Here is an 18958-nt window from a genome sequence, read left to right on the forward strand (position 1 = left end):
GCAGAGGCCTTCCCAGGCATCCCACCCGTAGTGCCGAGCCATGCTCGGCAAGGGGCCTTCCCAGGCATCCCACCCGTAGTGCCGAGCCATGCTCGGCAGAGGCCTTCCCAGACATCCCACCCGTAGTGCCGAGCCATGCTCGGCAGAGGCCTTCCCAGGCATCCCACCCGTAGTGCCGAGCCATGCTCGGCAAGGGGGCCTCACCGGTAAAGCCCCTGCCGAGCATGGCTCGGCACTACAGGCGAAGCAGGCTGTTCAGGGCGCCTGTCGGGGAAACCTCAGCTCCCCGCGCGCGCTGCCCATGCGGAACGGAATCGAGCGCAGCGCCAGCCCGGTATTGGCCTGCACCACGAAATGCAGGTGCGGACCGCTGCTGTGCCCGGTGTTGCCGGACAGGGCGATCGCTTGCCCCGCGGCCACGTTCTGTCCGCGGCCGACGCTGGCGCTGCCGGCCTGCAGGTGGGCGTACAAGGCCATGCTGCCGTCGCTGTGCAGGATGCGCAGCAGGCTGCCTTGCTCATGGCTGTCGACCACCTGCATCACCCGGCCGGCACGTGCGGCCAGCACCGGGCTGCCCTCGGGCAAGGGGAAATCCACCGCATACAGGTTTTGCGCATCGGTGTGGCTGTAGTGCCCGGCGAAGGCCTGGCTGACCCGAACGCTCGTGCTCCGCAGCGGTAGCACGTAGAGGTGATCCTCCGGCTGGGTTGCCGGGTCGCCAGGAAACGCGTCCAGGGCCAGCCGCAGTGGATTGCCATCATCTGCCAGCCATAACAGGCTGCGCTTCTCGCCTGCGGCCAGTACGGTGGCGGCCGGTACCCGGCTATCGCCCTGCAGGCGGACCTGTATCGGGCCGGCGGTCAGGTTGCTGACCACGGCGCTGCGTCCGCCTGCGCGTGCCTCCAGCTGCAGGCTGGCGAAGGCGTCCGAGCGGGATGCCGCAAGCACGTGCGTCGACGCAGCAGGCAGCCCCCAGGCGTCGCGCCAGCGGCTGCCTGGGCTGGCTTCGGTGTCGCTGGCACATAGCAGTGCCAACGACAGCAGTATCGGAGTGGTGCGGGGCACAGTGAGACGTCCTTGGTGCATTCCCTGATTGTGCCTGTTTGGTTGCCTCGGAAACTTATTCATCTCTTTATGCGAATAAAGCGATTGACATGCCCGCGGGGCACTGGCAATGTAGCGTCACCATCGAGACCGGCAGAGGGACAGGCCCTTTGAAGCCGGGGCAACCAGCGGACGCGCAAGCGGCTGCGTTTGGTGCCAAATCCTGCGGTGACCTCCGTGTCCGCCGAAAGATGGTTCGTTCCGTACCGCGTGTACGGCGAACACGAGCTCCGCGAAAGCTCGATGGCCGCTCCTTACCGGATACCGCCATGAGTTTCGCCACCGCTACCGCAGCTCCGCTTTTCCCCGTCGCGTCACTCGACCGTATCGATGACGGCATCTCCGCCGTGCGCGGCGAGATCGAGCTGCAGTTGCGCATGCGTCATGCAGGGCAGCGTGCGCTCCGCCTGCGCTATCAACTGGTTGGTGCAAGCGGTGCGCCGGTGGTGCTGGTAGCTGGCGGTATTTCCGCGCACCGCCACCTCGCTGCGAACAGCGCCTACGCCGAGAAGGGCTGGGCCGAAGGCCTGGTTGGCGTTGGTCGCGCGTTGGACCCGGCACAACGTCGCCTGCTTGGCTTCGACTTCGTCGGTGCCGACGGCGAACTGGACGCGCCCATCGATACCACCGACCAGGCTGATGCGATTGCCGCTTTGCTGGACGCACTGCATATCGAGCAGTTGCATGGCTTCGTCGGTTACTCCTATGGCGCGCTGGTCGGCCTGCAACTGGCGATCCGCCATCCGGCCCGCCTGCACAAGCTGATCGCGGTCAGTGGTGCCCATCGCCCGCACCCGTACGCATCGGCCTGGCGTGCACTGCAACGTCGCGCCGTCGCGCTGGGGCAGCTGCAGTGTGCTGAGAGCCATGGTCTGGCGCTGGCGCGTCAGTTCGCCATGCTCAGCTACCGCACCCCGGAAGAGTTTGGTGAGCGCTTCGATGCGCCGCCGGAAGTCGTCAATGGTCGTGTGCGTGTTGCCGCCGAAGATTACCTTGACGCCGCCGGCGCGCAGTACGTCGCCCGCACCCGCGTCAATGCCTACCTGCGTCTGTCCGAATCCATCGATCTGCACCGGGTTGATCCGGCCGCCGTCAGCGTGCCGACCCTGGTGGTCGCGGTTGAAGGTGACCGTCTGGTGCCGCTGTCGGACCTGGTCGCCCTGGTCGAAGGCCTGGGCCAGCGCGGCAGCCTGCGCGTGCTGCGCTCGCCCTACGGTCACGATGCCTTCCTCAAAGAAACCGATCGCATTGACGCGATCCTCGCCACTGCCCTACGCCTGCCCGGAGAAACCGCATGAGCCTGTCCCACACTTCCGATATCTCCTGTAGCCGTGCCACCGCGGCAGTGCGCGCGGGCATTGACCGCGATACCGCCTACGGTGCGGTGACGCCGCCGATCGTGCTGTCATCCAACTTCAGCTTCGACGGCTTCGGCAACAAGCGCCAGTACGACTACACCCGCAGCGGCAATCCCACCCGTGATCTGCTTGGCGAAGCACTGGCCGAGCTGGAAGGGGGCGCAGGCGGGGTGATCACCGCGACCGGCATGGGCGCGATCAATCTGGTGTTGAATGCCTTGCTGGAGCCCGGCGACAGCCTGGTAGTGCCGCATGATGCCTACGGCGGCAGCTGGCGCCTGTTCAACGCGCTGGCCAGCAAGGGCCACTTCGAGTTGATCACCGCCGACCTGACCGACCCGCGCTCGCTGGCCGATGCGCTGGCGAAGTCGCCCAAGCTGGTGCTGATCGAAACCCCGTCCAACCCGCTGCTGCGCATCACCGATCTGCGCTTCGTCATCGATGCTGCGCACAAGGCCGGCGCGAAGGTCGTCGTCGACAACACCTTCCTGTCGCCGGCATTGCAGACGCCGATCGCTTTCGGTGCCGACGTGGTGCTGCATTCCACCACCAAGTACGTCAACGGCCACAGCGACGTGGTCGGCGGTGCGGTGATCGCGCGCGATGCCGAGGTGCACCAGCGACTGGTGTGGTGGGCGAACGCGCTGGGCCTGACCGGTTCGCCGTTCGATGCCTTCCTGACCCTGCGCGGCCTGCGCACGCTGGATGCGCGTCTGCGCGTGCACCAGGAAAATACCCGGGCCGTGGTGGAGCTGCTGGCTGCCAGCGATGCAGTATCCAATGTGTATTACCCGGGGCTGGCTTCGCATCCGGGCCATGCGGTGGCGGCACGGCAGCAGAAGGACTTCGGCGCGATGCTGTCGTTTGAGCTGGCCGCCTGCGAAGGCGAGGATCCGTACGCGGCGGTGCGCGCCTTCCTCGATGGCCTGCATTACTTCACCCTGGCCGAGTCGCTGGGCGGTGTGGAAAGTCTGGTCGCACACCCGGCCACCATGACCCACGCTGCGATGAGCGCCGATGCGCGAGCCGCGGCCGGCATCAGCGAGTGCCTGCTGCGCCTGTCGGTGGGCATCGAGTCCAGCGAGGATCTGGTCGCCGACCTGCAGGCTGGCCTCGCGCGTGCTGCCAAGGTCATCGCCGACGCGCAGCAGGGCGCTGGCAACTGTAAAAAAACGGTGGATGCATGAGCGCGGTACTGCGTCCGCTGGAACAGCCGCAGGCGCGGCTGGTATTGCTGGGAACGGGGACGGTGGGTTCGGCCTTTGTCGCGCGCTATCAGGCGCTGCAGCAACGCCAGCTGAGCCTGCCATCGCTGCATGTGGTGGCCAATTCGCGCATCGCCCTGGTCTGTGACGATGCGCCAGACGCGGCATTGTCGCGCGCGCGCGACGCGCAGCGGCAAGGGGATGAACCTGTGCACCGCGAGGAAGTGGGGCGCCTGCGGGTTGGAGACATCGTGGTCGATGCCACCGCCAGCGAGGCCGTCGCTGCCGATCATGCGCCATGGTTGGCGCAGGGCATCCATGTAGTGACCGCGAACAAACTGGGCAATGGCACGGCCTTGGCACGTGCGCAGCAGATTGGTGCGGCAGCCGCGGCGGGCACTGCGCGCTACGGTGATGCAGCGACCGTGGGTGCAGGCTTGCCGCTGTTGCGCAGCATCCGCGCCTTGGTTGCAGGTGGTGACCATGTGCATGCCATCGAAGGCGTGCTGTCGGGCTCATTGGCCTGGCTGTTCGATCGTTACGACGGTAGCCAGCCGTTCTCTGACTGCGTGCGTGAAGCCGCAGTCGCCGGTTACACCGAGCCGGACCCGCGCATCGACCTGTCCGGCGAAGACGTGCGGCGCAAGTTGCTGATACTTGCACGTGCGGCGGGTGTGCCGCTGGAGGCGGATCAGATCAAGGTCGACTCGCTGGTGCCGGCGGAATTGGCTGCATTGCCTGCAGCGGACGTGGAAGATGCGCTGTCGTTGTTGGATGCGCCTTTGGCCGAACGGCTGCAGCAGGCGCGTGCGCAGGGCTTGAAGCTGTGCTTCGTCGGGCGTCTGGATGCGCAGGGTGCCAGCGTCGGGCTGCGTGCGTTGCCGCCAGGGCATGCCCTGGCCGGTGGCAGTGGCACCGACAATCGCGTGGCGATCCACAGTGACCGCTACAACACCCAGCCGCTGTTGATCCAGGGACCGGGGGCGGGCGCCGAAGTGACCGCCGCGGCCTTGCTTGACGACGTGTTGAGCATCGTCAATCGCTGAGCATGGCTGCAGCACCATGGCGGTGCTGCAGCGCGGACGCATCGCAGGCTGAGGCCGGCACCTTCGGCTTGCGCGCGTGCAGATGGCGGATGGACGAGGACGCCAGGTATTCGTCGCCAGCAGCAGGACTTTCAGGGATTATGATGCCCGGACGCCGGCATCATGGAGCCGCGTTGCCGTTCCGGGCCGGCCGAGCGCTGCCGGTTCCTTCCTCTGAAAGGTGTGTTGTGTCCAAGGGTGTTCTGGTTTCGCTGGCCGCGTCCCTGTTGTTCGGTCTGATGTATTACGCCAGTCCGCAACTGGCACCGCTGCAGGGCGGGGATATTTTTGGCTGGCGGGTGCTGTTCGCGGTGCCGCTGGTAGCGCTGATGTTGCATGTGACCGGCGAGAGGACGCTGATCGCTGACACCCTGCGACGTGTGCGGGTGGAGCGCCGGCTGTGGTGGGCGTTGCCGCTGTGTGCAGGCATGGTCGGCGTGCAGCTGTGGCTGTTCCTGTGGGCACCGTTGCATGGGCGCGCGCTGCAGGTATCGATGGGCTACTTCCTGCTGCCGCTGGTGATGGTGCTGCTGGGGCGGGTGGTCTACGGTGAACGCCTGTCGGGCCTGCAGAAACTGGCCGTGGCCAGCGCCGCGCTCGGTGTCGGCTGGGCACTGCTGCGCAATCAGGGGTTGTCGTGGGAAATGCTGTTGGTGGCGCTGGGCTACCCGGCGTACTTCCTGCTGCGCCGACACCTGCGTATTGGTCACCTGGGGGGATTCTGGGTGGAACTGGTGCTGTTGCTGCCGGTGGCGTGGTGGGCGGCGATCGGCGATGGGCAACAGTTGCTGGTGGCATTGGCGCAGAAGCCGGCCTTGTACGTATTGATCCCGTTGCTGGGAGCGATCAGCGCGGTGGCACTGATGTGTTACATGCTGGCCTCGAAAATGCTTTCGTTCAGCCTGTTTGGACTGCTTACCTATGTGGAGCCGGTATTACTGATGCTGGCGGCATTGCTGCTCGGTGAGAGCGTCGGCCACGGGCAGTGGCCGACCTATGTGGCGATCTGGCTGGCGGTGGCGCTGCTGGCCCTGGAAGGCGTGTTGAAGCTGGGCAGGCGCGGCGCCTGAGTATTCAGCCGCGCTTGGCCCGGTCGGCGAGCTGTTGCAGTACGGCTTCACGGCTCATGCGTGCGCCGTTGCTGTCGACGGCGGTGAACTCAACGCCGTTCTCCCAGAGCTGGGGGGCAAACAACACCGCCATGTCTTCGGAGGCGGTTTGTGACTGCAGGTTCAGCAGCCGCTGATTGAAGCCGGCCGCGCGCAGCCATGCGTTGTAGCTGGAGGTGTGTTCGGTGGCGAACTGCACCTGGTAATGGCATTCCTCGCGCTCCGGCGAGGGCCGGGCATCGCATTGCGGGTTCCATTGATGCAGGCCGATCACCGCATCGGCTTCCAGCTGCCGTTGGCCGGCGGCGGCCCACAAGGCCACGCACATGCTGGCGCAATGCGAGCGAACCCGTACGGTGAGATTGTTGCGGTTGATCAGGCGCGCCGCTTCCAGGCCGGGGTTGGCGTAACCACCGCCGCTGGTGATGTCGATGCGGCGCACGCTCGGGTGGGCAGCCAGCAGCGCCTGCATGTCGTTGGCGAAATTCCGGCCTACGCTGCCCTCGATACGCAGCACGCTGCCGCCTTCCTGCACCGACATGTGCGCATCATCCACCGTGGCCATGGTCGTGGTTTTTTCGCCTTCTATCACCAGTGCCTCGGCACCAGCGGCAGGCGATGTGGTGGCGGTTGCCTGCGCGTCGTCAACGGCGGTATCGACGCCTGCGGGCGCCGACTTGCGGTTGCCGATGTAATAGGCCAGTGCCAGCAGGGCCACTGCGGCGAGCAGCAGTTTGAGCACGGTTGCCATGCCATTGCCGGGGGCCGAGGTCCGTGCGGCCGAGCGCGGGCGGCGCACCGGCTGTTCGCCTGAGTTCTGTTCGCCGTGCATCCGCTCCCCCTGAAGCAGCGTTGTGATGGGCGATTCTGGTGGAAGCGTCGGCGGCATTGCAAGACAGGCAATACGTTGACGGGGCGCGCGTGCTGTGGGCAGGTCGGCGCCTGCTTGTGGCTAGTGCGGACGACGACGTCGCCGCCACAACGTGTTGGCGAGCAGGATCAGCAGCAGGAGGATGCTCACGGGCAGGACGAACAGCAGGTTGAGCAGTGCCATCCACCACGCCAGATCGATCTGCCAGCTCTTCCATGCCTTGCCATTGGCGGCCCTGACCGCCACCGCCATGTCCATGCCGGCGACGCTGGCGGGCACGACGTCCAGTTGACCGACCAATCGGTAGCGCCCCGGTGCGATGGGGGGCAGGGGCTGGCTGCAGCTGACGGTGTCCGCCGACCAGCTGTCGATGCGGTGGAAGAGGTCGCTGCCGGCGGCGACCTGCTGCCCGTTGTTTGCCAGTAGTCGCCAGTGCAGGGTGATCACGCCGATGTCCGGCGTTCCCTGCTTCCACAGCGTGGTGCGCTGCGCGAATTGCGCGTCGCTCAAGCTGCCGCGATGGAGATCCAGATTCAGCGCCCAGTGCTCCTGCGGGCGGATGTCCAAGGGCAGATTGAAACGGCCATCGGCGGCGACGGCGCCTTGCCCGGGCACCGCCGTCCAGTAACTGCTCCACAGCCAGCTGGCAGCCAGCCACAGCATCAGGAACAGCAGCAGGCGCCAGCCCCGGCGGGGCCAGCGTCTGCCTTTGTGCGGCTCAGCACTCGATGACGTTGACGGCAAGGCCGCCCCGGCTGGTTTCCTTGTACTTGTCCTGCATGTCGCGGCCGGTGTCGCGCATGGTCTTGATCACCTTGTCCAGCGAGACCTTGTGCTTGCCGTCGCCACGCATGGCCATGCGGCTGGCGTTGATCGCCTTGACCGCGCCCATCGCGTTGCGCTCGATGCAGGGAATCTGCACCAGCCCACCGATCGGGTCGCAGGTCAGCCCGAGGTTGTGCTCCATGCCGATTTCGGCAGCGTTCTCGATCTGCCCGGGGTTGCCGCCCAGGGCGGCCATCAAACCGCCGGCAGCCATCGAGCAGGCCACGCCCACTTCGCCCTGGCAGCCGACTTCGGCGCCACTGATCGAGGCGTTTTCCTTGTACAGGATGCCGATGGCGGCAGCGGTCAGCAGGAAGTTGAACACGCCCTGCTCGTTGCTGCCCGGGCAGAAGCGGTCGTAGTAGTGCAGCACCGAGGGAATGATGCCGGCCGCGCCATTGGTGGGCGCGGTGACCACACGGCCACCGGCGGCGTTTTCCTCGTTGACCGCCAGTGCGTACAGGTTGACCCAGTCCAGCGTGGTCAGCGGGTCGCGCATGGCGGCTTCAGGCCGCGAGGACAACTCGCGGTACAGGGTGGGCGCGCGGCGGCTGACGTGCAGGCCGCCGGGCAGGGTGCCTTCGGAGCGGATGCCACGGGTGACGCAGGATTGCATGGCGTCCCATATCTCGCGCAGGCCGGTGCGGATCTCTTCCTCGCTGCGCCAGCACTTCTCGTTCTCGAACATCATCTGGGCGATGCTCAGGCCGCTGCGCGCGGCCTGCGCCAGCAGTTCGTCGCCGCTCTTGAACGGATAGGGAATGGGTGTCTGGTCGGGCACGATGCGGTCGTCGGCGGCATCGTCCTCGTTGACCACGAAACCACCACCGACCGAGTAGTAATCGCGGGTGGCGATGATCTGGTCATCGGCATCGTAGGCGGTGAAGCGCATGCCGTTGGTGTGATACGGCAGCTTCTGGCGTTTGTTCAGGGCCAGATCGCGCTTTTCATCGAAGGCGATCTCGCGCTGGGCCATCAGCTTGATGCGCTTGCTGCTGCGGATGCGCTCCAGCGTGGCCGGGATGATGTCCGGGTCGATCTCGTTGGGCCGGTGACCTTCCAGACCCAGCAGCACTGCCTTGTCGGTGCCGTGGCCACGCCCGGTGAGGGCCAGTGAGCCGAAGACTTCGGCGCGGATGCGCACGGTGTTGTCCAGTTGGCCCGGATCCAGCAGCCAGCGGTGGACGAAGCGTTCGGCCGCGCGCATCGGGCCCACGGTGTGTGACGAACTCGGGCCGATGCCGATCTTGAACAGGTCGAACGTACTGACGGACATGCTGATTCTGTTTACTGCATTGAGATGGCGGCTATTCTACGGGTTCCTTGCTGCAGGCCATGGCTGCAGCGCAGCATTGCCGGAGCCGATGGACGATGGGATTGACTCTGTACCAGCGTGACGATTGCCACCTCTGCGACCTGGCGTTGGCAGTGTTGGCGCAGGCGCGGGCACCGGATTTCGACAGTGTGTTCATCGATGAGGACGATGCACTGGAGGCCTGCTATGGCGCGCGCGTGCCGGTGCTGCGGGATGCCGCGGGCAGGGAACTGGACTGGCCGTTCGATGTACCGGGCCTGCAACACTGGCTGTTGGCCTGACCGGGGCTAGAGCTCCAGGCCGTTGTTGCGGCCATGGTTGCTATCCCGGTCGTAGGCGATTTCGCGTTGCCGCTGCAGCTCGACCAGCGACGCGCCCAGCTGATTGGCCTGTTGGACCAGGGCATCACAGTTGCGCTGGGGTGGCAGCGCTGCCAGTTGCCGGCGTATTTCGGCCGCTGCATCCAGCGCAAACCGGTAGTGGCCTTGCTCGTGTTCGCGCAGGAGCGTGCTGTAGTTGCGCCAGCGTTCGCGCAGTTTGGCGTCGGCCGTATGCTCGCCGGTCCATTCGGGCAGGGTGATGCTGCCGTTGACCTGGGTGTCTACACGTTGCAGCACGCAGCCGTTGCTGCGTGAATTGGTCTGGTAGTTCCAGCGCACGTTCCAGCGCGTGTAACCATGGAAGCGGCTGCCGTCATCGGCCTGTGGGCCGTTGTCCTGCATGGCCTGCAGCAGCTGCGCCGGGGTATCACCGCTGATCGGGTAGTAGCTGATGTCCAACTGCTCGGAAGCGGACGCGTGGCTGGCTACGAACAGTAGTGCGGCGATGATGGAACGTGGCGTGCGCAGGGCTGGCATCCGGTTGGGCAGGGCCCGCAGCGTGGCCGATAGCCACACTGCGGGTCAACAGGGCGGAGGCCCCCTGACTTACTTTGCGTTGAGCTTGACGATGGTGCTGATCGCGGTTTCGTCGGGGATGGTCTTGGTGTCGGCCCAGTCGCCGCCGCCCACGCCGAAGTCCAGGCGCTTGACCGTTGCCTTGCCGGTCAATACCGGCTGTGCACCTTCCGCCCAGGTGAAGGTCAGCGTCACCGGCTTGCTGATGCCGCGCAGTTCGAGCGTACCGTCGGCGGCGAACTGGTTGTTGCCCAGCGCGCGGAAGCCATTGGCGGTGTAACGGGCCTGGGCGAATCTGGCGACGTTGAAGAAGTCCGCGCCCTGCAGGGTGGAATCACGGTCGGTATTGCCGCTCCTGGCACCGGCCAGCGGAATGGTCACGTCCAGCTTGCCTGCTGCCGGATTGGCCGGATCGAAGCTGACCTGGGTCTGGAAGCCGGGGAAGCTGCCGGTGAACACTTCACCATCATATTTGCTGGCAAACACCAGGATGGAGCCGGCACCCGGTGCCTGCTGGTAATCGGCGGCCATGGCCGGGGCAACCGCCAGCATGCCGGCCAGGGCAGCGGCGACTGCGGCGGGAGAAGTGAGCTTGATGTTCATGCGGAATCCTTTTGCGGAAGGTTGAGCCAGCCTTGCGGCAGCATGCGTGCCAGCGTGGCATCGCGTAGATGAATGTGGTGATAGAACGCAGCCCCTGCATGTGCCAGCACCAACAGGATCAGCGCCCAGAAGCCCCACTCGTGGATGGCATGGGAGAACTGGCTGGCCTGCTCGCTGGGGGCCACCAGCTTCGGCATTTCGACCAGCCCGAACAGCTTGAATGGACGCAGGCCGCTGGCCGAGTCGTACAGCCAGCCGGACAGCGGAATGGCGAACATCAGCACGTACAGCAGCCAATGCGTGGCCGAGGCAATGCGTTCCTGCCAGCTCGGCGTACCCGGCACCGGCTCGGGGGCGCCTGCATACAGGCGCCACAGCAGGCGCACCACCACCAGCACCAGCACGGTGATGCCGATGGACTTGTGCATCGTGTAGATCCAGAAGTACTTGGGCGTCTTCGGGAACTCGCCCATGGTCAGGCCGACGATGCCCAGGGCCAGGATCAGCAGGGCGATCAGCCAGTGCAGGCTTTTGCTGAGGCTGCCCCAGCGTTGTGCGGTGTTTTTCAGGCTCATGGGTGGTTTTCCGTTTCTGCTGCTGATTTCAGGGCCGCGTCGGCGGCGTCTTCGAGGCTGTTGTCTGGCGTGGGGACAGGGTCGGCTGCCGCCGGCGGCGCTTCAGCGCCAGCATCGCGCACCGCTTCGGCCTCGATGCGCAGCTCGACCTTGTCGCCGATCAGCGAAGGCCACGCGTCGATGCCAAAGTCGGCGCGGCTGAGCGTCGTACTTGCCGAGAATCCAGCAGTACGCCGGAACGGTGGCAGCGGGTGCCGTTTGAGGGCGTTGAGGGTGACGTCAAGCGCCACCTCGCGGCTCACTCCGCGCAGGGTCAGCTGGCCGACGACACGGGCATGGTTGGCATCGATCGGCTCGATCCGGCTGGACACAAAGCGTGCCTGCGGGAAGCGCGCGCCATCGAGCAGGTTGCGCGCCAGGGTTGCCTGGTTCCATTTGTCATCGCCCAGGTCCAGGCGGGTGACCGGAACCATCACCTCCAGTCGTGCGGTGGCCCAGTCCTGCGGGTCGAAGTCGAGCACGCCTTCGCTGCCGGACACCGTTCCCAGCGCATGCGAGAAGCCGGCGTGCTCGATGGAGAACAACACCCGGGTATGCACCGGATCGAACCGGTAGCGTTCATTGGCGGCACTTGCGGCAAAGGACAGCAGTGCGCAGGTCAGCAATAGCAGGCGTGGCAACAAGGTCCGGCTCCGGGTCGGGATAGGGGATTCTAGGCGGATGCAGGTGAGGGTTTGTGCGCATATTGCGCAACGGTTTGTTACGTAGCCGGTTCGGGTTACTTTGCCCGGGGCCGGGGGCGGCGCTAAAGTCGCGGCGGTTGGGTGGTGATACATGCCGGTCCGCGATGGGGAGTGTCGGGCGTTGATGAAATGGATTCTTCGAGGTGCGCGGCTGGGCGTATTGGCGTTGCTGTTGTTGTGGCCGTGCCTGGCGGCCGCCCTGGATCTGGCTGAAACCCCCCGCATGCGGCGTCTGGGGGTGGCCGAGGGTCTGCCGTCACGCACCGTGCTTGCGCTGGCCCAGGACCGCCATGGTTATGTGTGGGCGGCCACCGACGATGGTCTGGCGCGCTATGACGGTACCCATTTGCGGGTCTGGCGGCATGATCCGCAGGTGTCCGGTTCGCTGCCGGGCAACACCCTGGAAACGATGCTTATCGATTCCCGCGACCGGGTCTGGGTGGGTGCCAATGGCGCGGGGCTGGCAATGCTGGACGCCAACCGGCAGCGTTTTACCCGTTTCGCCGAACTGGAGGCGATCTGTAAACACCAGGTATGGGCACTGGCCACCCAGGGCACCGACCTTTGGGTAGGCACCAGCGGCAGCGGCATCTGCCTGTTGCATGCCGATGGCCGGATCAGCCGCTACCAGCACCGGCCCGACGACCCGCGCAGCCTGCCCGATGACACGATTTACGCCTTGTTGCCGGGCAAGGACGGCAGTATCTGGATCGGAACCACGTCCGGGCTGGTGCGCTGGCGGCCGGGGGCCGGCTTCGCCAGCGTGCGCTCGCCGCTGCTGCAGGGCAAGGATGTGATCCGGCTGAGCGGTGACCGCGATGGCGGCATCTGGGTGGGCACCGATGAAGGCCTGTACCGGGTCATGGATGATGGCGCGGTATCACCGGCGCCCTGGCCGCAGGCCGCACAGACGCGTGCGGCGGTGGTGCTGCACGATCGCGATGGGCGCTACTGGATGGGCAGCTCCAATGGACTGTATCGCGGGGACGCGCAACGCCTGCAGTTGTTGGAAGGCGACGGTGGCAGCGGCTTCCTGACCGGCAGCAGTGGTGTACTGGATCTGCTGCAGGATCATGAGGGCGGCATCTGGACGGCATTGCTGACCCAGGGCATGGCCTACCTGCGCCCGGACTGGTCACGTTTTTCCAGCCACTATCAGCTCGACGGCAAGTCGCTGGAGAGCCTGTACCTGATCAACTCGGCGGCTGATGGCAATGGATTCCTGGTGGTGGGCGGGCACGGCCTGTACCAGTTGGATGCGGCCGGCAAGTTGTCGCAGTTGGCCGGCGAGGCGCAGTTGGGGCCGGGCAGTATCTGGTCGGTGCAGCGTGGCAGTGACGGTGTGATCTGGCTGGGGCGTGCAGGTGGCATCACGCTATACCGGCCATCGGACGGGCAGGTCCGCCGTATCGACCTGGGGGTGGGCGACGATCCGACCCAGCGCGCTGACCTGATGCGACTGGCCGCCGACGGCAGCATGTGGTTGTCCATCATCAACTATGGCCTGCAGCACCGTGCGGCCGATGGCCGGTTGCTGGCGGCCTATCCGCAGGGCACCGCCTCCGGCTTGCCGGAGAAGCTGGTTGAACAACTGCGACTGGGCACTGATGGCAGCCTGTGGCTGGTCGGTGGCGCCGGCGTGCAGCGCTTTGATGGCAAGCGCTTCGTCAGTGTTGCCGGGGTGTCGGAAGGCATGGTCTACGACCTGGTGTTCCTTGCTGATGGCAGCGCGTGGCTGGCGCGCGATGGTGCGCTGGAGCGCTATCGCCATGACGCCAGTGGCTTCTCCCTGCAGCAACGGCTGGGCACCGATGACGGGGTGCCGGCGGCAGCGATCGGCGGCCTGGTGGCGGGCTGCAGTGGTCAGTTGTGGGCGACGACCACGCGCGGGTTGTTATGGTGGCAGCCGGGCGCAGCGCGGGTGCGGGTGTTGGAAGAAGGCGATGGCCTGACTGACACCGAGTTCACCGCCAGGCCGCCCGCGCACGCAGGCTGCGGCCGGGCATTGGCGGTATCCGCCACGGGGCTGCTCAGTTTCAACCCCGACGCCAAGGTTGCCGCGCCGGTAGGCTCGCAGTTGGTGATCGAGTCGATAGGTGTGCGTCGCGACGATGCCGCGCGCGAGCAGCGGCTGAAAGGCCCCTTGATCCATCTCGGCCCACGCGACCGCGATCTGCGGGTGACCGGACGCCTGCTGTCCTATGTGGATCCGGCGCGGCACCGTTTCCGGGTCCAGATCGAAGGCTATGACCAGAACTGGGTGGATCTGGGCAGTGACGGCGAACGGCTGGTATCGCGGCTGCCCGCCGGCACCTACCGCATGCAGGTGCAGGGTGCGGCGGCCGATGGTCCGTGGACTCCCGCGCAGACACTGCAGATCGACGTCGCACCGCCTTGGTGGCGCAGCAGCTGGGCGCTGGCGGCCTGGGCACTGCTGCTCGGATTGTTGGCGGCGGCGGCGGTGTTCGGCTACCGGCGCCGCGAGCGGCGGCGCAATGAATGGCAGTTGGCGCTGCACAAGCAGGAACTGGCCGAACAGGCCTCGGAGGCGAAAACCCGCTTCCTGGCAACCTTGGGCCATGAGGTGCGCACGCCGCTGACTGGCGTGCTGGGCATGACTGAGCTGTTGCTGGGCACCGAGCTGGATGCGCGCCAACAGCGTTTCGCCAACGCCATCCAACAGGCCGGCACGCACCTGCTCGGGCTGGTCAATGATGCCCTGGACCTGGCGCGCATCGAGGCAGGCAAGCTGGAGCTTGATAATCGTCCCTTCGAGCTCGGCCGCCTGCTGCAGGAAGTAAGCGCGCTGATGGCACCGATGGCCGAGCGCCGTGGACTGGTGTTTGAACCCGCGGCAGCGTTTCCAACGCCGGTCATGGTAGTGGGCGATGCGATGCGCCTGCGGCAGATCCTGATGAACCTGCTGGGCAATGCGATCAAGTTCACCGAACGCGGCAAGGTGTCGGTGGCGGCAGAGCTGCTGCCCGGGCAGAGCGGCATCTGCCTGAGCGTGCGGGATACCGGGCCGGGCATCAGTGCCGAACAGCAAAGCCGCCTGTTCCAGCGTTTCGAACAGGCCGATGGCAACCGCACCGCATCGCGTTACGGCGGCAGTGGATTGGGGCTGGCGATCTGCCAGGAACTGGCCATGGCGATGGGGGGGCGCATGCGGGTCGAAAGCCGCCTGGGGGAAGGCGCGCGCTTCGTCCTCGAAGTGCCTTTGCGCTGGGAGTATTCGGCGGCTGGCAGCGCCGCTGCGGCGGTGGCCGAGTCCGGCACTGCGCTGCAGCCGCTGCAGGTCTTGCTGGTTGAAGATGATCCGACCGTGGCGCAGGTAATCACCGGCCTGCTGACCGCACGCGGCCATCAGGTGATACACGCGGCACATGGTTTGGCGGCGCTGGCCGAGGTGGGCGGGCAGACATTCGATGTCGGCCTGCTGGACCTGGATCTGCCAGCCCTGGATGGCATAGCGTTGGCTGGCCAGTTGCGCGGCTCCGGGCATCGTTTCCCGTTGATCGCGGTGACCGCACGTGCCGACGCGCAGGCCGAACAGTTGGCGCGTGCGGCCGGGATGGTGGGCTTCCTGCGCAAGCCGGTGACCGGGCAGATGCTGGTCGATGCGATTGCCGAAGCCCTGGCAGCGACGGGACAGGCACAATAGGTGCCATCACAAACGCGCTGGGCGGCGCGGCAGGAGGCAGGGTTTGATGAAATGGTTTGCAGGGATGTTGCTGGGCGGGTTGCTGCTGATCACGGCATCCGCGGCTGCCGAAGTGCCTGCAACGCCGCAGCCGCGGCAGCTGACCGTGGCCGATGGCCTGCCATCGAGCAACATCAACGCCTTCGCCGAGGACCTTACCGGTTACCTGTGGCTGGCCAGCCGTGACGGCCTGGCCCGTTACGACGGCCGCAACTACCGCATCTGGCGTGCCGAGAACGGCTTGCGCGACAACGTGGTGTGGAGCCTGCACACGGACAAGTCCAATCGTCTGTGGATTGGCACGCAGAACGCCGGACTGGTGATGTTGTCGCCGGACCGCCTCAAGTTCACCTTTTTCGACCAGCAGACCTATCCGCAGATTGGCAGCAATACGATCTGGGCCATCGCCTCCACGGCCGATGGCAATGTCTGGTTCGGTACCGCCACCGGTGGCCTGCACCGACTGGATCCGGAAGGCAACATCCGACGCTTCATGCCGATCGCAGGGGACGAACACAGCCTGCCGGCGGCGTCGGTGACCTACATGACGGTCACGCCCGATGGCAGTCTTTGGGTCGGCACCAAGGGCGGCCTGGCGCGTTGGAACGGCGCAGGCTTCGACCGGGTCAGCAGTGCGTTGTTGCCATCGCCGCGCATCAACGGCTTGAAGGTGGACAAGCAGGGCCGGCTGTGGGTGGCCACCAACGAGGGCGTTGTGCTGCGTCATGCCGACGGTCGTTTTGAAGCAGCCAGTTGGGCAGGTGCTGCACCAGGCGACGTATTCAACATGCTGCAGTATTCCGCCGACGGCAGCTATTGGCTGGATACCCGCTCGGGGCTGGGCCGCATCCGTAGCAGCGTGGTGCGCAATGTGCCGCTGTACAGCTCGCAGGAACGCGGAATCGTAAAGCCCAACTGGTCCAGTGCCTACGAGGATCGCGAAGGCGGCCTGTGGTTCGCCAGCACCAATGCTGGCCTATGGCATCTGCCGCCGAGCTGGCGACAGTTCTCGGTGCTGTCGCGGCATCTGGATGATCCCGCCTCGCTGCGCAATCCCTATGCGCTGGCGCTGGCGCCATCCGCCTCCGGTGGCATCTGGGTGGTCGGTACGCGCGGTGCCCTGGATCGACTGGATCCGGGCACCGGCGATGTCCAGCATCACCTGCAGGCGGTTGATGGCACCAACTGGCCGCAATCGGTGGTGGAGGACGCGCGTGGCAAGGTCTGGATTGGCAGCCTCGATGCGCTGGTGCGCTATGACCCGCGCGACGGTGCCGTGCAGCGCTGGCACAGCGGTGACGGCAAGGATGCGGCGATGGTCGGCGATGCCGATATCGTGCGCAGCTGTGATGGCGGACGGATCTGGATCTACTCCGAAGACGGGGGCATGCAGCAGCGGGATGCCGATGGGCGTGTGCTGCTGCAGCTGCAGCCGGGGCAGGCCGGCGTGCCGGAAGTGCTGGTGGAAGACATGCAGTGTGGCCCGGGCGATCACCTGTGGTTGGCGGCCGGCACCGGCCTGCACGCCTGGCAGTCACAGAGCGGGCGCTTCACGCCGGTGCCGGGCGGACCAGCGGGACGGGTGTCCACCTTCAATGTCACCGATACCGGCGTGGTCTGGATCGCTGGCCTGGGGCGCATGGACCGCTATCTGTGGGATGGGCAGCGGATGACGCTGCTGGATCGGGTGGGCGCCGAGCAGGGCTTCCCGATGCTGGCGGCGACCGGCCTGCTGGTCGATGCCGAAGGCGTGGCGTGGGCGATCAGTGCGCGCGGCCTGATCCGCATTGATCCGGCCAATCGTTCGGTGCGCCTGTATGGCGTGCATGATGGCCTGCCAGGGCAGGAGTTCCGTCGCCGTTCGCTGGTACAGGCGCGCAGCGGCCAGCTTGCCGGTGGCACGCCCGATGGCGTGGTGTTGTTCGATCCCGATCAGGTCAAGCCGTCGACCCGTCGGCCGCCGTTGATCATCGAACGGGTCAGCGTGCGCCGTGGTGACAAGGAGCGCGACATCACGCTCGAGTCGCCGCTGCAGATCCTCGATGGCGACCGTGATCTGCGCATTGCGGCGCGATTGCTCTCCTTCGCCGACTCGGCCACCAATACCTATCGCTTCCGTCTCGCCGGCTACGACCCGGACTGGGTGGATGTCGGGGCCAGTGGCGATCGGGTGTTTTCACGGCTGCCGCCGGGACGCTATCAGCTCGAAATCCAAGCGGCAACGTCGGACAACGTCTGGTCACCGGTGCAGACGTTGGCGTTCCGGGTGCAGCCGCCCTGGGTGCGCAGTCCGGCCGGTGTGATGACGTTCCTCGTGCTTGGCGTGGCACTGACCTTGGGGGGCGCCTGGCTGTACCAGCGGCGTCTGCGCAGGCGCAATGAATGGCAGTTGGCACGCCACAAGCAGGAGCTGGCCGAACAGGCCTCGCTGGCCAAGACGCGCTTCCTGGCAACGCTTGGGCATGAGGTGCGGACGCCGATGACCGGTGTGTTGGGCATGAGCGAGCTGTTGTTGGCCACGCCACTGGATGAGCGCCAGCGCGGCTATACGCAGTCGATCCGCCGCGCCGGCGAACACCTGTTGCGGCTGGTCAACGATGCATTGGACCTGGCCCGCATCGAGGCCGGTCGGTTGGAACTGCAGAATCAACCGCTGGAGCTGCGGCAGCTGCTTGAAGACGTGCGTGGGCTGATGGAGCCGCTGGCACAACGACGCGGGCTGGCCTTTGATTTCGACAATGACGCATCGCCGCGGACGCGATTGACCGGCGATGTGATGCGACTCAGGCAGATCCTGCTCAATCTGCTCGGCAATGCGATCAAGTTCACCAGCCGTGGTTCGGTGAGCCTGCGCGTTCGCCTGCAGGAAGGGGGCAAGGGTGTGCGTTTCGAGGTCAGCGACACCGGCCCGGGGATCAGTGCCGAGCAACAGCAGCGCCTGTTCCGCCGTTTCGAGCAGGCGGACGGCGCGCGTACCGCCGCACGCTACGGCGGCAGCGGCCTGGGCCTGGCTATCTGCAATGAGTTGAGCATGGCAATGGGCGGCAGCATCGATGTGGAGAGCAGCCTGGGCGAAGGCACGCGTTTCATAGTCGACCTGCCGCTGGCCTGGGAAGTGCCGCCGACCTCGATGGATGATGACGCTGGCAACAACACCTGGATGAACCTGCCGCCGCAGCGCGTGCTGCTGGTGGAGGATGACCCGACCATTGCCGCGGTTATCCGTGGTTTGCTGGAAGTGCACGGACATGGTGCGGTGCATGCGGCACATGGTCTGGCGGCGCTGGCCGAGTTGTCCAGCCAGGAGTTCGATGTGGCGTTGCTGGATCTGGACCTGCCCGGCATCGACGGTTTTGGGCTGGCCCGGCAGTTGAAGACGATGGGTTACGAAATGCCATTGATCGCCGTGACCGCGCGTTCCGATGGCGAGGCCGAACCACTGGCGCGCGAAGCAGGCTTCGCCGACTTCCTGCGCAAGCCGGTGACCGCGCAGATGCTGCTGGAGGCCATTGCCGGGGTACTTGACGCGCAGCGTCGGCAACAGGCGCAGGCCGCACAGGATTGAG

General features: G+C 66.1%; 15 protein-coding genes and 1 riboswitch. Of the genes, 7 read left to right on the top strand and 8 right to left on the bottom strand.

Annotation, left to right across the window (positions count from 1 at the left end):
- Positions 1 to 255 precede the first annotated feature (255 nt).
- A complete protein-coding gene (locus RT131_RS11335; protein WP_313172920.1) occupies positions 256 to 1065 on the bottom strand; it encodes a M23 family metallopeptidase in 810 nt (269 codons plus the stop codon).
- A 117-nt stretch (positions 1066 to 1182) separates the two neighbouring features.
- A riboswitch (SAM riboswitch) is annotated at positions 1183 to 1302 on the top strand.
- Here RT131_RS11335 and RT131_RS11340 point away from each other — a divergent pair.
- The 4 genes from RT131_RS11340 to rarD all read left to right on the top strand — a co-directional run bounded on the left by RT131_RS11340 (position 1296) and on the right by rarD (position 5822).
- On the top strand, positions 1296 to 2402 hold the full coding sequence (locus RT131_RS11340; RefSeq protein WP_313172921.1) for a homoserine O-succinyltransferase: 1107 nt from the start codon (positions 1296 to 1298) through the stop codon (positions 2400 to 2402). (Overlaps the previous riboswitch by 7 nt.)
- Entirely contained in the window at positions 2399 to 3649 is a 1251-nt protein-coding gene (locus tag RT131_RS11345) for an O-succinylhomoserine (thiol)-lyase (RefSeq protein WP_313172922.1), read from the top strand. Before RT131_RS11340 ends, RT131_RS11345 begins: the two co-directional genes overlap by 4 nt.
- A complete protein-coding gene (locus RT131_RS11350; RefSeq protein WP_313172923.1) occupies positions 3646 to 4713 on the top strand; it encodes a homoserine dehydrogenase in 1068 nt (355 codons plus the stop codon). Before RT131_RS11345 ends, RT131_RS11350 begins: the two co-directional genes overlap by 4 nt.
- 227 nt (positions 4714 to 4940) lie before the next feature.
- Entirely contained in the window at positions 4941 to 5822 is an 882-nt protein-coding gene (rarD, locus tag RT131_RS11355) for an EamA family transporter RarD (RefSeq protein ID WP_313172924.1), read from the top strand.
- Positions 5823 to 5826: 4 nt separating this feature from the next.
- Here rarD and RT131_RS11360 read toward each other — a convergent pair whose 3' ends face one another.
- The 3 genes from RT131_RS11360 to RT131_RS11370 all read right to left on the bottom strand — a co-directional run bounded on the left by RT131_RS11360 (position 5827) and on the right by RT131_RS11370 (position 8833).
- On the bottom strand, positions 5827 to 6693 hold the full coding sequence (locus tag RT131_RS11360; RefSeq protein ID WP_313172925.1) for a hypothetical protein: 867 nt from the start codon (positions 6691 to 6693) through the stop codon (positions 5827 to 5829).
- Positions 6694 to 6813: 120 nt separating this feature from the next.
- Complete coding sequence (locus RT131_RS11365; RefSeq protein WP_313172926.1) at positions 6814 to 7395, bottom strand: hypothetical protein; 582 nt, start codon at positions 7393 to 7395, stop codon at positions 6814 to 6816.
- Between the two features lie 55 nt (positions 7396 to 7450).
- The gene (locus tag RT131_RS11370) at positions 7451 to 8833 is read right to left on the bottom strand and encodes an L-serine ammonia-lyase (protein ID WP_313172927.1); all 1383 of its coding nucleotides are present in this window, start codon (positions 8831 to 8833) and stop codon (positions 7451 to 7453) included.
- A gap of 95 nt (positions 8834 to 8928) precedes the next feature.
- Here RT131_RS11370 and RT131_RS11375 point away from each other — a divergent pair, with 95 nt between their 5' ends.
- The gene (locus tag RT131_RS11375; RefSeq protein WP_313172928.1) at positions 8929 to 9153 is read left to right on the top strand and encodes a glutaredoxin family protein; all 225 of its coding nucleotides are present in this window, start codon (positions 8929 to 8931) and stop codon (positions 9151 to 9153) included.
- Positions 9154 to 9159: 6 nt separating this feature from the next.
- On the opposite strand, the gene RT131_RS11380 is transcribed toward RT131_RS11375, so the two are convergent.
- The 4 genes from RT131_RS11380 to RT131_RS11395 all read right to left on the bottom strand — a co-directional run bounded on the left by RT131_RS11380 (position 9160) and on the right by RT131_RS11395 (position 11629).
- A complete protein-coding gene (locus tag RT131_RS11380; RefSeq protein WP_313172929.1) occupies positions 9160 to 9729 on the bottom strand; it encodes a DUF922 domain-containing Zn-dependent protease in 570 nt (189 codons plus the stop codon).
- Between the two features lie 69 nt (positions 9730 to 9798).
- Positions 9799 to 10371 (bottom strand): YceI family protein, encoded by a 573-nt coding sequence (locus RT131_RS11385; protein ID WP_313172930.1) that lies wholly within the window; start codon positions 10369 to 10371, stop codon positions 9799 to 9801.
- Entirely contained in the window at positions 10368 to 10946 is a 579-nt protein-coding gene (locus RT131_RS11390; RefSeq protein WP_313172931.1) for a cytochrome b, read from the bottom strand. Before RT131_RS11390 ends, RT131_RS11385 begins: the two co-directional genes overlap by 4 nt.
- Positions 10943 to 11629 carry a YceI family protein gene (locus RT131_RS11395; RefSeq protein ID WP_313172932.1) on the bottom strand — a complete coding sequence of 229 codons (687 nt, stop codon included), beginning with the start codon at positions 11627 to 11629 and terminating at the stop codon, positions 10943 to 10945. Before RT131_RS11395 ends, RT131_RS11390 begins: the two co-directional genes overlap by 4 nt.
- Positions 11630 to 11813: 184 nt before the next feature.
- Between RT131_RS11395 and RT131_RS11400 the strand changes: the two genes are divergently transcribed.
- Both RT131_RS11400 and RT131_RS11405 read left to right on the top strand, forming a co-directional pair.
- Positions 11814 to 15353 (top strand): ATP-binding protein, encoded by a 3540-nt coding sequence (locus RT131_RS11400; RefSeq protein WP_313172933.1) that lies wholly within the window; start codon positions 11814 to 11816, stop codon positions 15351 to 15353.
- 46 nt (positions 15354 to 15399) lie between these two features.
- Positions 15400 to 18957, top strand: a complete 3558-nt coding sequence (locus tag RT131_RS11405; protein ID WP_313172934.1) for an ATP-binding protein — start codon at positions 15400 to 15402, stop codon at positions 18955 to 18957.
- Position 18958 lies beyond the last annotated feature (1 nt).

This window comes from Stenotrophomonas sp. (assembly GCF_032066555.1).
Taxonomy (GTDB): Bacteria; Pseudomonadota; Gammaproteobacteria; order Xanthomonadales; family Xanthomonadaceae; genus Stenotrophomonas.

What these genes read in the sequence shown, in the direction of transcription:
- RT131_RS11340 (WP_313172921.1), top strand. Translation starts at nt 1,296, where the DNA reads ATGGTTCGTTCCGTACCGCGTGTACGGCGAACACGAGCTCCGCGAAAG.
- RT131_RS11345 (WP_313172922.1), top strand. Translation starts at nt 2,399, where the DNA reads ATGAGCCTGTCCCACACTTCCGATATCTCCTGTAGCCGTGCCACCGCG.
- RT131_RS11350 (WP_313172923.1), top strand. Translation starts at nt 3,646, where the DNA reads ATGAGCGCGGTACTGCGTCCGCTGGAACAGCCGCAGGCGCGGCTGGTA.
- RT131_RS11360 (WP_313172925.1), bottom strand. Translation starts at nt 6,693, where the DNA reads ATGCACGGCGAACAGAACTCAGGCGAACAGCCGGTGCGCCGCCCGCGC.
- RT131_RS11365 (WP_313172926.1), bottom strand. Translation starts at nt 7,395, where the DNA reads ATGCTGTGGCTGGCTGCCAGCTGGCTGTGGAGCAGTTACTGGACGGCG.
- RT131_RS11370 (WP_313172927.1), bottom strand. Translation starts at nt 8,833, where the DNA reads ATGTCCGTCAGTACGTTCGACCTGTTCAAGATCGGCATCGGCCCGAGT.
- RT131_RS11375 (WP_313172928.1), top strand. Translation starts at nt 8,929, where the DNA reads ATGGGATTGACTCTGTACCAGCGTGACGATTGCCACCTCTGCGACCTG.
- RT131_RS11380 (WP_313172929.1), bottom strand. Translation starts at nt 9,729, where the DNA reads ATGCCAGCCCTGCGCACGCCACGTTCCATCATCGCCGCACTACTGTTC.
- RT131_RS11385 (WP_313172930.1), bottom strand. Translation starts at nt 10,371, where the DNA reads ATGAACATCAAGCTCACTTCTCCCGCCGCAGTCGCCGCTGCCCTGGCC.
- RT131_RS11390 (WP_313172931.1), bottom strand. Translation starts at nt 10,946, where the DNA reads ATGAGCCTGAAAAACACCGCACAACGCTGGGGCAGCCTCAGCAAAAGC.
- RT131_RS11400 (WP_313172933.1), top strand. Translation starts at nt 11,814, where the DNA reads ATGAAATGGATTCTTCGAGGTGCGCGGCTGGGCGTATTGGCGTTGCTG.
- RT131_RS11405 (WP_313172934.1), top strand. Translation starts at nt 15,400, where the DNA reads ATGAAATGGTTTGCAGGGATGTTGCTGGGCGGGTTGCTGCTGATCACG.